Consider the following 13754-nt stretch of genomic DNA (forward strand, 5'->3'; position numbering starts at 1 on the left):
ATACGTTCCTACGCGTTACTCACCCGTCCGCCACTGACATTGCTGCCCGTGCGACTTGCATGTGTTAAGCATGCCGCCAGCGTTCGCTCTGAGCCAGGATCAAACTCTCAGGTTCATCAGCGCCCAGGCCTCACAGCCCAGCGCCATACCCGCGAACTCATCCATAACCCATCCACATCACCATCCAGCCCAAACCCCAGCCAAACCAAACCAGGCAATACCCCACGCACAGCAAACACCCACCCAAAGCAACAATGCCCCAGGCAGCGCCGCCCGCGCATCCCACCCCAACGCTCACCACGCCAAAGCAGAACACACACCACGCAAAATATCCGCCCAGCCAAGCCCAAAACCAGGACCAAGCCAAACAGCAACGCTCATCCACTGAACGCGCTTCCAAAACCAGATAAAACTGTCAAGGAACATCTTCCCTGCGGCCGCTCCGGGCCCGAAGGCCCGATACGACCGGCACGCGACCCTGCCGGGTAGGAAGTCCGCCTTTCGAGCGGGGCGAGAGACTTAATCCCGTCGCCCATCGCCGTCAAGGCGGCCGTTTCCCCGCCGCCCGGCCTGCCGGCCCGCCATCGGGGTGGCGCGGCTTCTAGTCCCCTCGGCACAGCCTGTCAAACCCAACGCGACCTGCCGCGTTGTAACCTTGACTTTTCCTCATCTCGTCTCGTAGCCGGACAGTTCAAGCTATTGACTTCGCGTGATTCCGACCGGCAGGGTTACGCCACATTTCAGCCCTGGGAGGGGTTTCATGCTGCATCGCACCCGGCGCCGAGCGCGCTGGATCGCTCTTGCCTGCCTTGTCGCCGGGGGCGCCAACGCCCCCGTCCTCGCCCAACCGGCGCCGCCGGGATACCGGCCGGTGCTGGCGACCGGCGCCACCATCCTGCCCACGCGGCCACGTGCCACGGTCCGCACCATCCTGGCCACCCCGGGCCAGACCGTCGCCCAGGTGCTCGCCGCCGCCGGCGTCGGCCCGCGGGAGCGGGAGCCGGCCGTCTCCGCCCTCGCGACCGTCCTGCCGCCGCGCGCGCCGCTGCCGGCCGGCCAGGCGCTGACGCTGCGCCAGGCGCCGGAGGACGACGCGCTGCTCGGCCTCTCCCTGCAGCCGCATCCCGGCCGCACCGTGACCGTGCTTCGCACCCCCGCCGGCTGGCAGGCGCAGGAAGCCTTCGCCGGGCAGCGCCGCCACCTCGTCCTCGCCCGCGGCCTGGTGCGGGAGGACCTGCTGGACGACCTCAACGCCGCCGGCCTGCCGGACAGCCTGGCGCGGCAGCTCGTCCAGGGCCTCGCGCATGAGCTGGACTTCCAGCGCGAGCTCCGCCGCGGCGACAGCTTCACCATCCTGTTCGAGCGCTTCCGCGATCCGCGCGGCAGCCTGCTCGGCGAAGGCCGCGTGCTGCATGCGGGCTTCGACCTGGCGGGCCGTCGCCTCTCGCTCTGGCAATTCGACACCGAGAACGGGCCCGACTGGTTCGACGAGCAGGGCGTCAGCCTGCGCCGCGCCTTCCTCCGCACGCCGCTCGACGGCGCCCGCGTCAGCTCCGGCTTCGGCATGCGCTCGCATCCCGTGCTCGGCTACACGCGGCAGCACCAGGGGATCGACTTCGCCGCCCCGTCCGGCACGCCGGTCCTGGCCGCCGCGGATGGCGAGGTGGTGCAGATCGGCTGGATGCGCGGCTATGGCCGGGTGCTGACCCTGCTGCATGCCGAGGACCGGACGACGCGCTACGCGCATCTGTCGGCCTTCGCGCCCGGGCTGCGGGCCGGCGACCGGGTCCGCCAGGGCGAGCTGATCGGCAAGGTCGGCCGTACCGGCATGGCGACCGGCCCGCACCTGCATTACGAGCTGGCCGAGGGCGGCCGCACGCTCGACCCAGCCCTCGCGCGCACCCGGCCGGCGACCGTGCTGGCGGGGGCCGACCTGGCCGCCTTCCTGACGACGCGCCGCACCCTGGTCGCCCAGGTCGCGCATCTCCAGCCGATGCAGGAAGTCGCCGCCGCCGACTGACCGGCCTGCCCGCGGCGCGGCCCCCCGCGCGCCCGGCCTGCCTGCGGCCACCCCCCTCCCCGCGAACCTCACGGTTCCTCTGCCGGCAAGCCTGCCCTCCGCGCGGCCAGGCGGCGGGACGCGCGCGTCCCGCCGCGGCCGGCTGTCAGGCGGCCTGGGCCAGCGGCTCGGACGCGATCTCCAGCCCGTCGAGGCCGGCGGTGACCCGCAGCGCCTCCCCGTCCTGGATGCGGCCTTCCAGCAGCAGGTTGGCCAGCTTGTCCTGCAGGCTCCGCTGGATCACGCGCTTCAACGGCCGCGCGCCATAGGTCGGGTCGTAGCCGGCCTCGGCCAGCCATTCCCGGGCGCCCTCGTCCAGCTCCAGCCGGATCTTGCGGTCGTCCAGCAGCTTGCGCAGCCGCTCCAGCTGGATGTCGACGATGGCCGCCATGTCGCCGCGCGCGAGGCGGCGGAACAGCACGACCTCGTCCAGCCGGTTGAGGAATTCCGGCCGGAACCGGTCCCGCACCGCCCGCATGACCGCCGGCCGCGCCGCCTCGATATCCGCCGTTTCGGGCAGCTCGGCGATCGCCTGGCTGCCCAGGTTGCTGGTCAGCACGATGATGGTGTTGCGGAAATCGACCGTGCGTCCCTGGCCGTCGGTCAGTCGGCCATCGTCGAGGACCTGTAACAGGATGTTGAAGACGTCCTCATGCGCCTTCTCCACCTCGTCGAACAGGATCACCTGGTAGGGCCGGCGCCGCACCGCCTCGGTCAGCGCGCCGCCCTCGTCATAGCCGACATAGCCCGGGGGCGCGCCGACCAGGCGGGAGACCGCGTGCTTCTCCATGTACTCGGACATGTCGATGCGGGTCATCGCCCGGTCGTCGTCGAACAGGAAGGACGCGAGGGCCTTGACGAGTTCGGTCTTGCCCACGCCGGTGGGGCCAAGGAACAGGAAGCTGCCGATCGGCCGGTTCGGGTCCTGCAGGCCGGCCCGCGCCCGGCGGACGGCCTTGCTGACCGCCTCCAGCGCCTCCTCCTGCCCGACCACGCGCTTGCGCAGCTGGTCCTCCATCTTGAGGAGCTTGGCGCGCTCGCCCTCCAGCATCTTCTCGACCGGGATGCCGGTCCAGCGGCTGACGACGGCGGCGATCCCTTCCTCGGTCACCGCCTCGTTCACCAGCCGGGCATCGCCGTCGCCGGCCGAGGCGATCTGCTTCTCGAGGCCCGGGATGACGCCGTATTTCAGCCGCCCCGCCTCGGCGAAGTCGCCCTTGCGTTCGGCGATCTCCAGCTCGGTCTTGGCCTGCTCCAGCGCCTCCTTGGCCTTCTGGACCTCGGCGACCTTGCCCTTCTCCGCCGCCCAGCGCTGCGTCATCTCGCGCGAGCGCTCCTCGAGGTCGGCGACCTCCTTCTCCAGCCGCGCCAGCCGGTCGCGGGACGCCGCGTCGTCCTCCTTCTCCAGCGCCGCCTGCTCGATCTTCAGCTGCATCAGCCGGCGGTCGAGCTCATCGAGCTCCTCCGGCTTGCTGTCCACCTGCATGCGCAGGCGGGACGAGGCCTCGTCCACCAGGTCGATTGCCTTGTCCGGCAGGAAGCGGTCGGTGATGTAGCGGTTGGACAGCGTGGCGGCGGCGACCAGCGCGCTGTCGGTGATGCGGACGCCGTGATGCGTCTCGTACTTGTCCTTGATGCCGCGAAGGATGCTGATCGTGTCCTCGACCGAAGGCTCGCCGACGAAGACCGGCTGGAAGCGCCGGGCCAGCGCCGCGTCCTTCTCGACATGCTTGCGGTACTCGTCGAGCGTGGTGGCGCCGACGCAGTGCAGCTCGCCGCGCGCGAGCGCCGGCTTGATCAGGTTCGACGCATCCATGGCGCCATCCGCCTTGCCGGCGCCGACCAGGGTGTGCATCTCGTCGATGAACAGGATGATGTCGCCCGCGGCCTTCTCGACCTCGGTCAGCACGCCCTTCAGCCGCTCCTCGAACTCGCCGCGGTACTTGGCGCCGGCGACCATGGCGCCGAGGTCGAGCGCCATGACGCGCTTGTCCTTCAGCGCCTCCGGCACGTCGCCCTTGACGATGCGCAGCGCCAGCCCCTCGACGATCGCGGTCTTGCCGACGCCCGGCTCGCCGATCAGCACCGGGTTGTTCTTGGTGCGGCGGGCGAGGACCTGGATGGCGCGGCGGATCTCCTCGTCCCGGCCGATCACTGGGTCGAGCTTGCCGTTGCGCGCCGCATCGGTGATGTCGCGGGCGTATTTCTTCAGCGCGTCGAACTGCTCCTCGGCATTCTGGCTGTCGACGCGGCGGCCCTTGCGGAGGTCGGCCACCGCCGCCTCCAGCCGCTGCGCATCGGCGCCGGCCTGCTTCAGGATGCGGCCCGCCCCGGTGTCGCTGGCCGCCAGTGCGACCAGGATGCGGTCCTGCGCGACGAAACTGTCGCCGGCCTTCTGCGCCTGCTGCTGCGCCGCATCCAGCACGCGGACGATGTCGGGGGTGAAGGCCGGCTGCCCGGCGCCGCCGCCGGTGACCTTGGGCTGCCGCCCGACCTCGGCATCCACCGCCTGCTTGGCCCGGGCGGGATCGCCGCCGGCGGCGCGGACCAGCCCGGCGGCCGCGCCCTGGTCATCGTCCAGCAGCGCCTTCAGCAGGTGCTCGGCCGTGACGCGCTGGTGGTAGTCCCGGATGGCGATGGTCTGCGCCGCCTGCAGGAAGCCCTTGGCGCGATCGGTGAATTTCTCGATATCCATGCTCGTCTGTCCCTCGTCCGCGGCCCGATGACCTGCGGCGCGCTGCGCCCGCGGTCCGGATCGGCCGTTGAGTCGTCGGCGACCGGCCCCGACCATCCCTCAAGAGGCGATGGCCAGGACCAAGTTCACACGGGATGTGGTATTCCGCCTTGCGGCGGGTCAAGGGTGCCCTGGGAGGAAAACGGTCCGATGCGCGTCGAGCAGATCTACCGCTACCCGGTGAAGGGCCTGGCCGCCGAGGCGCTGGAGGACGTGCTGCTGACACCGGGCCAGTGCCTGCCGCATGACCGCCGCTTCGCGCTCGCCCAGGGGGATGCGCCGCTCGACCCGGCGGCGCCGGCCTGGATGCCGAAGCGGAATTTCGGCTGCCTCGCCTACAATGCCCGCCTCGCCCTGCTGCATTCCGCCTTCGACCCGCAGACCGGGATGCTGGCGCTGCGCCCGCCGGACGGCGCCGCCCTGCTGGCCAGCACCCGGACCGAGGCCGGCCGCGCCGAGATCACCGCCTTCCTCACGGCATGGCTGGGGGAGGAGGCGCGGGGCGCCCCGCGCTTCATCGAGGCGCCGGGGCATAATTTCACCGACGTGGCGCAGAAATGCGTCTCCATCATCGGCCTGTCGTCCCTGCATGCGCTGGAGGCGAAGGTGGGAAAGCACCTCGATCCGCTGCGCTTCCGGGCGAACATCTATGTCTCGGGCGCCCTGCCCTGGGCCGAGTTCGACCTGCTGGGGCAGGAGGTGCTGCTGGGAGGGGCGCGGCTGCGGGTGTTCAAGCGGATCATCCGCTGCCCCGCCACGCAGGTGAACCCGGAGACGGCGGCGCGCGACGCCGACCCGCCGCGCTGGCTGCGGGAGCATTTCGGCCATGCCGACCTGGGCGTCTATGCCGAGGTGCTGGAGGGCGGCCGGATCGCGGTCGGCGACGCGCTGGAGGCGACGGAGGGCGCGGCGCTGCACTGAGGCGCGCGGCGCCGCCCGCCCCTACCCCTCCAGCCGGTAGTTCGGCGCTTCCCGGGTGATCGCCACGTCGTGCACATGGCTCTCCCGCAGGCCGGCACCGGTGATGCGGCGGAACTGGCAGTTCCGCTGCATCTCCTCGATCGTCGCGTTGCCGGTATAACCCATGGCCGCCCGCAGCCCGCCCACCAGCTGGTGCACCACCGCGCCGACCGGGCCCTTGTAGCCGACACGGCCCTCGATCCCCTCCGGCACCAGCTTCAGGCTGTCCTGCACCTCCTGCTGGAAGTAGCGGTCGGCGCTGCCGCGGGCCATGGCGCCCAGGCTGCCCATGCCGCGGTACGACTTGTAGCTGCGGCCCTGGTAGAGGAAGACCTCGCCCGGCGCCTCATCCGTGCCGGCGAAGAGGCTGCCCATCATCACGCAGTCGGCGCCGGCGGCGATCGCCTTGGCGATGTCGCCGCTGGTCCGGATGCCGCCATCGGCGATCGCCGGCACCCCGTGCTCCCGCGCCGCCGCGGCGCTTTCCAGCACCGCCGTCAGCTGCGGCACGCCGACGCCGGCGACGATGCGGGTGGTGCAGATGGAACCCGGGCCGATGCCGATCTTCACCGCATCCGCACCGGCCTCGATCAGCGCCCGCACGCCTTCCGGCGTGGCGACGTTGCCGGCGACGATCTGCACGGTGTTCGACATGCGCTTGATGCGCTCGATCGCCGCCAGCACGCCGCCGGAATGGCCATGCGCCGTGTCCACAACCACGACATCCACCTCGGCGGCGATCAGCGCCTCCACCCGGCGGATCCCGTCCTCCCCCACCCCCGTCGCGGCGGCGACGCGCAGCCGGCCCAGCGCGTCCTTCACCGCATTCGGGTTGGCCTGCGCCTTGTCCATGTCCTTGACGGTGATGAGGCCGATGCAGCGCCCGGCCTCGTCGGTGACGAGCAGCTTCTCGATCCGGTGGCGGTGCAGCAGGTGGCGCGCCTGGTCCGGCGTGACATCGGCCGTGGCGGTGACCAGGTTGTCGCGCGTCATCAGCTCATAGACCCGGGTGCCCGGATCATTGGCGAAGCGGACATCGCGGTTGGTGATGATGCCGACCAGGCGGCCCGAACCGCGCTCCACCACCGGGATGCCGCTGATGCGGTGCTGGTCCTGGATGGCGCGGACATCGGCCAGGGTCTGGTCCGGGTGGATGGTGACCGGGTTGACCACCATCCCGCTCTCGAACTTCTTCACCCGGCGGACCTGCGCCGCCTGCTCCTCGGCCGTCATGTTTTTGTGGACGACGCCGATGCCGCCGGCCTGGGCCATGGCGATGGCCATCGGCGCCTCGGTCACCGTGTCCATGGCGGCGGCGACCAGCGGGATGTTCAGCGGGATCTCCCGCGTCAGCCGGGTGCGCGTGTCCGTCTGGTGCGGCAGCACGGCGGAATAGGCCGGGACCAGCAGCACGTCGTCGAAGGCGAAGGCCTCCTCGATGATGCGGCTGCGCTGGCGCAGGTCCGGACCAACGGCATCGGGCAGGGATTCGGGAGCCATGCGGGGGACCTTTCGCAATGGCCGCGTCCGGCGCCCGGCCCGCCAGCGCGGGGGCGCCAGGGACGGGGCGGCAGGGTCCGCAGCCTTGGCGCGTCCCCTTAGCCCCGTTCGCGGCGCCGCGGCAAGCAGGAAGCCATGACGGTCTCGCACGGCGGGGGCGCTTGGCTCGCTCGAGTCATCGCCGGGGGAGGACCCCATCCGGACCCTCCCCCAGGCGATGGAACCCGCACGGGGGGCCGGGGGTCGGTTCGATCCCCGGCGGTAGGGGGTGGGGGGGGAGGCAGCGCCCCCCCCGAGATCTCTCACCCCGGCCGGAAGCCGGTCGCCACCACGTAGAGCTCCGCACTGTCCTTGCGGCTGGCCGGCGGCTTCACGTGACGCACCGTGGCGAAGCGCTGCTTCAGCAGGTCGAGCAGCGCCTTCTCCGTGCCGCCCTGCAGCACCTTGGCGACGAAGCCGCCGCCCGGCGCCAGCACCTTCAGCGCGAAATCCAGCGCCAGCTCGGCCAGGGCGATGATGCGCAGGTGGTCGGTGGCGTTGTGGCCCGTGGTGTTGGGCGCCATGTCGGACAGCACCAAGTCGGCCTGGCCGGCCAGCGCGGCCAGCACTGCCTGCTCCGCCGCCGCGTCCTGGAAATCGCCCTGCAGCACGATGGAGCCCGGCACCGGGTCCATCGGCAGCAGGTCCAGCGCCACCACCTTGCCGGCCGGCCCGATGCGTTCCAGCGCCACCTGAGTCCAGCCGCCCGGCGCGGCGCCGAGGTCGACGACGCGGGCGCCGGGCTTCAGCAGCTTCGCCCTCTCGTCGATCTCCAGCAGCTTGAAGGCGGCGCGGGAGCGGAAGCCGCGCGCCTGGGCGGCGCGGACATAGGGGTCGTTCAGCTGCCGCTCGAGCCATTTCTGGCTGGCGGTGGTGCGGCCCTTGGCGGTGCGGAGGCGCGTGGTCACGCCCCGCCCGCCGGGCAGGGGTCCCTTCATGCGATACTGGTCCTTATGGGCCGTGGCGGCGGGCGGCGGGGCCCCGGTCGCGCCAGGCGAAGCGGTCGCCGCGCATCATGCGCAGCAGCATGCCTTCCCTGAGGCCGCGGTCGGCGACGGTCAGCGTCGGCACCGGCCAGACGCGGCGGATGGCGGCATAGACGGCGCAGCCCGGCAGCACGAAATCCACCCGGTCCGGCCCGACGCAGGGATGCGCGGCCAGCCCGGCGCGGCCGAGGGCGAAGAGGTCGCCCAGCGCCTGGTCGGCCACTTCGATGTCGAGGATGCGCCCATCCACCAGCGGCCTTCGGTAGCGCGGCAGGGCCAGGGCGACGCCGGCGAGCGTGGTGACGGTGCCGCTGGTGCCGATCAGCCGCACCCCGCCGGCGCGGATTTCCTGCCCGATGCAATGCACCCGGTCGAAGCGGCGCAGATGCGCGGCCACCTCGTCCACCACCGCCTCGAACCCCTCCTGCGTGAAGCAGGAGGCGCCGGCGCGCTCGGCCAGCGTCACCACGCCGAGCGGCATGGAGACATAGCCGATCAGCTCGGCCGGGCCGGGGCCCTGGCCATAGCGGCCGCAGCCGGGCGGCACGCGGATCCAGGCGATCTCGGTGCTGCCGCCGCCGATATCGAACAGCAGAGCGCGGCGGTCGCTCTCCTCCAGCAGGGGGGAGCAGGATTCCATCGCCAGCTCCGCTTCCTCCCGCGCCGAGATGATGCGGGGGCGCAGGCCCGTCTCGGCCTCCACCCGGGCGAGGAAGGCGGGGCCGTTCTGGGCGCGGCGGCAGGCTTCGGTCGCCACCGCCTGGAACTGCCGGACGGGGCGGCGGGCCAGCTTGTCGGCGCAGGCGGAGAGCGCGGCGATGGCGCGGTCCATGGCGGTTTCGGACAGCCGGCCGGTGGAGGCCAGCCCTTCGCCGAGCCGGACGATGCGGCTGAAGCTGTCCACCACGCGGAAGCCGCCATGCGCCGGGGCGCCGACCAGCAGCCGGCAGTTGTTGGTTCCGAGGTCGAGCGCGGCATAGGCCGCGACCGCCGTCCCGCACCGCGCGACGCTGCCGGCCCGGCCGTCGAGGACCGGGATCGGGGGCTCCTGCAGCCCGAAAGAAGCCCCGAGGGGAGCAGCGTCGTCCGGCATGGCGCGGGGCCTTCGGCCCACCTCCTCTGTTGGGTTGCCCCGTGTGACGGGGCGCACATGGCATCGTCCTGTAATGTGGTGTGCCGGGCAAGCGCTTTCGACGGGTTGGTGGTTGCGGCCCGCCGCGGCCGGCTGTATGAGGACCGCCCCGCAGGGCCGGACGGTCCGGCGGGGCCGATTGGGGGATAGTTTAACGGTAGAACTCCCGACTCTGACTCGGGCAGTCTTGGTTCGAATCCAGGTCCCCCAGCCACCGCGCCCGTCCGGAGATCCACTGTCTCCGTGATCCGACCCGGCCGGCGGCATCGCCCGGCGCGCGAGGTGCGAGGGCTCATTCAACGTGACACACCACCGATGCTGCCCTGCGTGACCTGTCCCGGAACATCAGGCCCGGGCGGATGCGTCGCGCGCCCGATGGCTGGGACCGCCCGCTGACGCCTGCTCCCGCCGCTCCCGCACGCGGTCGCCGGGTTTTCCGGCCCGCCGCGTCGGGCGGGCGCCGCCGCTACTCCGCCGCCGTGTCCAGCGCGCCGATCTCGTCGATCGGGAAGAAGGCGCCCTCGCTCCAGACGCCCAGAACCTCCCGGCCGTCCACCACCTCCGGCTGGCCCAGCGCCACCAGTTCGTAGAAGACGGCGCGGTTGATCTTCGCCTCCAGCCCCGGCCGCACCGTGATGTAGGGCCGCGGCTCGCGCGTCCGCGGGTCCAGGTGGATGCGGATCGGGTGCTCCGGGCCGGCGGTCACGATCTCGTCGAGGTTGGTGCGGAAGGCCAGGCATTGCCGCGGCCGGCCGTCGCCGCAGTCGCAATCCTTCCACCACATCTCGACCGCGAGGAAGGGCGCGTCCTCCACCTCGATCCGGCCGCGCTCCACCGGCGTCTCCAGCCAGTAGGTGCCGTCCGCCTCGCGCCGCAGCACGCTGGCGAACAGGCAGACCAGCGCCTTCCGGCCGATCGGGCTGCCCTGGTAGTGCCAGGTGCCGTTGCGGTCGATGCGGATCGCGTAGTCGCCCACCTCATGCTTCGGGCCCCGCGCCGCCGGTCCCGTGGCGGGCAGGCCCGGCGCCTGGCGATGCGCGCCCCGTCCGGGCGCCGCCGCCGCATCCCCCCGCATCCCTGCCTCCTGCACTGCGGCCGCGCCGGGCCGAGCCTCCGCGGGCGCGGTCCGGTCCTGGCCGTCCGACGGCTTCATCCGGTTCTGCACGCCAGCCTCCCACTCAACGCTTTGTCCGGCCCGCTCCTTGGCCATAGGCTGCGGCGTCCACACGTCCGGGTGACGCCGCCCCGGTGACGAACCCCGATAGGCCCAAGGGGAAGCCCCATACGGGTGCCAAGGGGGATGCCAGGGAGCGTGGCGAGGCCAATATAGGGATCGTGACAGGGATGATTGAAGTGGCCGACACCGCAATCCGTGGCAACGCCGACGCCGATGCTGCCGACCCCGCATCCCTGGTGGCGGAGGTGGAGGCCCTGGGCGAACGCCTGCACCGGGTGCGCGACGCGGTGGGCCGCGTCATCTTCGGGCAGGAGGAGGTGGTGGAGCACACGCTCATCACCCTGCTCTCGGGCGGCCATGCGCTGCTGGTCGGGGTCCCCGGCCTCGGCAAGACCAAGCTGGTCGAGACGCTCGGCACCGTCCTCGGCCTCGATGCCCGCCGCGTGCAGTTCACGCCGGACCTGATGCCGGCCGACATCATCGGCTCCGAGGTGCTGGAGGAGGGCGAGGGCGGCAAGCGCGGCTTCCGCTTCATCCCCGGCCCGGTCTTCTGCCAGCTGCTGATGGCCGACGAGATCAACCGCGCCAGCCCGCGCACGCAGTCGGCGCTGCTGCAGGCGATGCAGGAGCACCGGGTGGCGGTCGCCGGCCATGTCCACCCGCTGCCGGCGCCCTTCCATGTGCTGGCGACGCAGAACCCGATCGAGCAGGAAGGCACCTACCCGCTGCCCGAGGCGCAGCTCGACCGCTTCCTGCTCGAGGTCGAGATCACCTACCCGGACGAGGCGGCGGAGCGCGCCATGCTGCTCGCCACCACCGGCGCGCGCGACGCCAAGCCGCAGCCGGCGCTGACCGGGCCGGAGCTGATCGCGGCCCAGTCGCTGATCCGCCGCATCCCGGTCGGCGAAAGCGTGCTGGACGCCATCCTGCGCCTGGTGCGCAGCGCCCGGCCGGAGAATTCGCCCCTGCCCGGCATCGCCAAGCAGCTCGCCTGGGGCCCCGGCCCGCGCGCGGCGCAGGCGCTGATGCTGGCGACGCGGGCCCGCGCCGTGCTGGATGGCCGCCTGGCGCCGTCGGTCGAGGATGTGCTGGCGCTGGCGGCGCCGGTGCTGCGGCACCGCATGGCGCTGAACTTCTCCGCCCGCGCGGAAGGCGTGCGCATCGCCGACGTGATCGAGTCGCTGAAGGCCCAGCTTGGCTGACCCCCGCGCCGCGAAGGCCCCGCCGGCCGCTCCGCCGCCCGGCACGCAGGCGCTGCGGGCCGAGGCGCTGGGCGCCCGCCTGCCGCCGCTGGTGGTGCAGGCGGACCGCGTCGCCGCCACCGTGCTGCAGGGCGTCCACGGCCGCCGCCGCGCCGGCCAGGGCGATGCCTTCTGGCAGTTCCGCCCCTTCCTGCCCGGCGATGCCGCCGGCCGCATCGACTGGCGGCAGAGCGCGAAGAGCGACCGCCTCTTCATCCGGGAGACGGAGTGGGAGGCGGCGCAGACCATCGCCCTCTGGTCCGATGCCTCGCGCTCCATGGAATGGCAGTTCTCGGCGAACCGCCCGACCAAGCGGGACCGGGCGGACCTGCTGACCGCGGCCCTGGCGGCGCTCGCGCTGCGCGGCGGCGAGCGGGTGCGGCTGATCGGCGGGCCGCCGCGCGCGCATGCCGGGCGGGCCGGGCTCACCTCCCTCGTCGAGTCGATGAGCACGGTGACCAAGTCGCGCGCCCTGCCCGCCCCCGACCACAGCCTGCCGCGGCATGCCCGCGCGGTGCTCATCGGCGACTTCATGGCGCCGCTGCCGGAGATCCATGCCGCCGTCGCCGCGCTCGCCGCCTGGCCGGTGCATGGCCACATCCTGCAGGTGCTGGATCCCGAGGAGGAGACGCTGGGCGAGGGCAACCGCGCCTATGCCGGCCGCGTGCTGTTCGAATGGGGCGGGGGCAGCGGCGGCGTGCTGGTGCCGCGGGTGGAGGAGGCGCGGCGGGTCTATCTGGAACGCCTGCGCCACCACCGGGACGGCATCGCCGGCATCTGCGCCGCCGCCGGCTGGGGCTTCCTGACGCATCATGTGGACCAGCCGCCGCAGGCCGCGCTCCTCGCCCTGTGGCAGGCGCTGTCGCCGCAATAGGTGTTGGCGCGCGTCGCTTGCCAGGGAGGGGCGCTGCCCCTCCCGTACCCACCCCGCCGGGGACCGCACCGGCCCCCGGACCCCCGTATGGGTTCATCGCGGCGGGAAGGGGCCCCATCGAGGGCCCCCTCCCGCCGCGATGACTCAGGCCGGTCCAGGGGTCGCCTGACCCCTGGCGGGGGGAGTTCGAGGGGGACAGGGGCACCTCATCGCGCCTTGCGCGATCGGGACCCCGCGGCGTCCCCCTCGCCCCGCAACCCGCGTGCGCCGCGCGGATTTACGCGACGTCCGGTTGTGGCATGCGGCATGCTGGTGCCCACCGTGCCCACCGTGCCCACCGTGCCGCCCGCGACTCCCCGCCCCACCCCAACGCCGAGCACCCCATGCTGAGCCTTGGCCCGATCGCCTTCGCCGCGCCCTGGCTGCTGCTGGCCCTGCCGGCCCTGCCCATCCTGTGGTGGCTGCTCCGGGTGACGCCGCCGGCGCCCCGCCGCATCGCCTTCCCCGCGCTCCGCCTGCTGCGCGACCTGCCCGTGACGCAGGAGACGCCGGCCCGCACCCCCTGGTGGCTGCTGCTGCTGCGCATCGCCGCGGCGGCGCTGCTGGTCCTCGGCCTCGCCCGGCCGGTATTGGGCCCGGGCGGCGCCACCGGCGGGGAGGGCACGCTGCTGCTGGTGGTGGATGACGGCTGGGCCGCCGCCGCCGACTGGCCATCCCGCATGGCCGCCGCCAGCGCCGCGCTGGAACGGGCCGGGCGCGAAGGCCGCCGGGCCGCCCTGCTCGCCACCGCCCCGGCCGAAACCGGGGACGCGCCGCGCGTTCTCGGCCCGATGCCGGTCGAGGATCTCCGCGCCCGCCTCGCCGCGCTGCGGCCGAAGCCCTGGGCGCCCGACCGCGCCGCGGCGCTCGCCGCCTTCCAGGCCTGGCGCGCCGGCGGCACCGGCCCGATGGCGACGCTGCTGGTCAGCGACGGGGTGGAGCACGACGCGGCGACGGCCGGCGCCGGGGCCGCCGGGCCGCTGCAGGCGGCGCTCGCCGCCGCCGGCACGCTG

10 protein-coding genes, 1 tRNA gene and 1 rRNA gene are annotated in these 13754 nt (G+C 72.9%); 6 read left to right on the top strand and 6 right to left on the bottom strand.

Features of this window, described 5'->3' with window-relative positions; all coding sequences use genetic code 11:
- Window positions 1-115: ribosomal RNA gene (locus E2C05_RS21210) — 16S ribosomal RNA — on the bottom strand; the annotation flags it as partial.
- 645 nt (window positions 116-760) lie between these two features.
- Here E2C05_RS21210 and E2C05_RS21215 point away from each other — a divergent pair.
- Window positions 761-2020: a M23 family metallopeptidase gene (locus tag E2C05_RS21215; RefSeq protein WP_133221653.1), complete on the top strand. Its 1260-nt coding sequence runs from the start codon at window positions 761-763 to the stop codon at window positions 2018-2020.
- A 145-nt stretch (window positions 2021-2165) separates the two neighbouring features.
- Here E2C05_RS21215 and clpB read toward each other — a convergent pair whose 3' ends face one another.
- Window positions 2166-4754, bottom strand: a complete 2589-nt coding sequence (gene clpB, locus E2C05_RS21220) for an ATP-dependent chaperone ClpB (RefSeq protein ID WP_133221654.1) — start codon at window positions 4752-4754, stop codon at window positions 2166-2168.
- Window positions 4755-4943: 189 nt separating this feature from the next.
- On the opposite strand from clpB, the gene E2C05_RS21225 reads away from it, so the two are divergent.
- Window positions 4944-5714, top strand: a complete 771-nt coding sequence (locus E2C05_RS21225) for an MOSC domain-containing protein (protein ID WP_158292275.1) — start codon at window positions 4944-4946, stop codon at window positions 5712-5714.
- A gap of 21 nt (window positions 5715-5735) precedes the next feature.
- Here the strand turns inward: E2C05_RS21225 and guaB are convergent, their stop codons facing one another.
- From guaB to E2C05_RS21240, 3 genes are all read right to left on the bottom strand, one after another.
- Window positions 5736-7253, bottom strand: a complete 1518-nt coding sequence (gene guaB, locus E2C05_RS21230) for an IMP dehydrogenase (protein WP_133221656.1) — start codon at window positions 7251-7253, stop codon at window positions 5736-5738.
- Window positions 7254-7555: 302 nt separating this feature from the next.
- The gene (locus E2C05_RS21235) at window positions 7556-8230 is read right to left on the bottom strand and encodes an RlmE family RNA methyltransferase (RefSeq protein WP_133221657.1); all 675 of its coding nucleotides are present in this window, start codon (window positions 8228-8230) and stop codon (window positions 7556-7558) included.
- 13 nt (window positions 8231-8243) lie between these two features.
- Window positions 8244-9371 (bottom strand): Ppx/GppA phosphatase family protein, encoded by a 1128-nt coding sequence (locus E2C05_RS21240; RefSeq protein ID WP_133221658.1) that lies wholly within the window; start codon window positions 9369-9371, stop codon window positions 8244-8246.
- A gap of 179 nt (window positions 9372-9550) precedes the next feature.
- On the opposite strand from E2C05_RS21240, the gene E2C05_RS21245 reads away from it, so the two are divergent.
- Window positions 9551-9624 (top strand) — tRNA-Gln (locus tag E2C05_RS21245).
- 252 nt (window positions 9625-9876) lie between these two features.
- On the opposite strand, the gene E2C05_RS21250 is transcribed toward E2C05_RS21245, so the two are convergent.
- Window positions 9877-10485 (bottom strand): DUF1285 domain-containing protein, encoded by a 609-nt coding sequence (locus E2C05_RS21250; RefSeq protein WP_133221659.1) that lies wholly within the window; start codon window positions 10483-10485, stop codon window positions 9877-9879.
- A gap of 269 nt (window positions 10486-10754) precedes the next feature.
- On the opposite strand from E2C05_RS21250, the gene E2C05_RS21255 reads away from it, so the two are divergent.
- From E2C05_RS21255 to E2C05_RS21265, 3 genes are all read left to right on the top strand, one after another.
- On the top strand, window positions 10755-11789 hold the full coding sequence (locus E2C05_RS21255) for an AAA family ATPase (protein WP_133221660.1): 1035 nt from the start codon (window positions 10755-10757) through the stop codon (window positions 11787-11789).
- Window positions 11782-12702 carry a DUF58 domain-containing protein gene (locus E2C05_RS21260; RefSeq protein WP_133221661.1) on the top strand — a complete coding sequence of 307 codons (921 nt, stop codon included), beginning with the start codon at window positions 11782-11784 and terminating at the stop codon, window positions 12700-12702. Before E2C05_RS21255 ends, E2C05_RS21260 begins: the two co-directional genes overlap by 8 nt.
- Before the next feature lie 383 nt (window positions 12703-13085).
- Window positions 13086-13754: BatA domain-containing protein (locus E2C05_RS21265; RefSeq protein WP_240046818.1), on the top strand; the 669-nt coding region annotated here is incomplete at its 3' end.

Origin of the sequence: Paracraurococcus ruber (genome assembly GCF_004353985.1) — a bacterium.
Taxonomy (GTDB): domain Bacteria; phylum Pseudomonadota; class Alphaproteobacteria; order Acetobacterales; family Acetobacteraceae; genus Paracraurococcus; species Paracraurococcus ruber.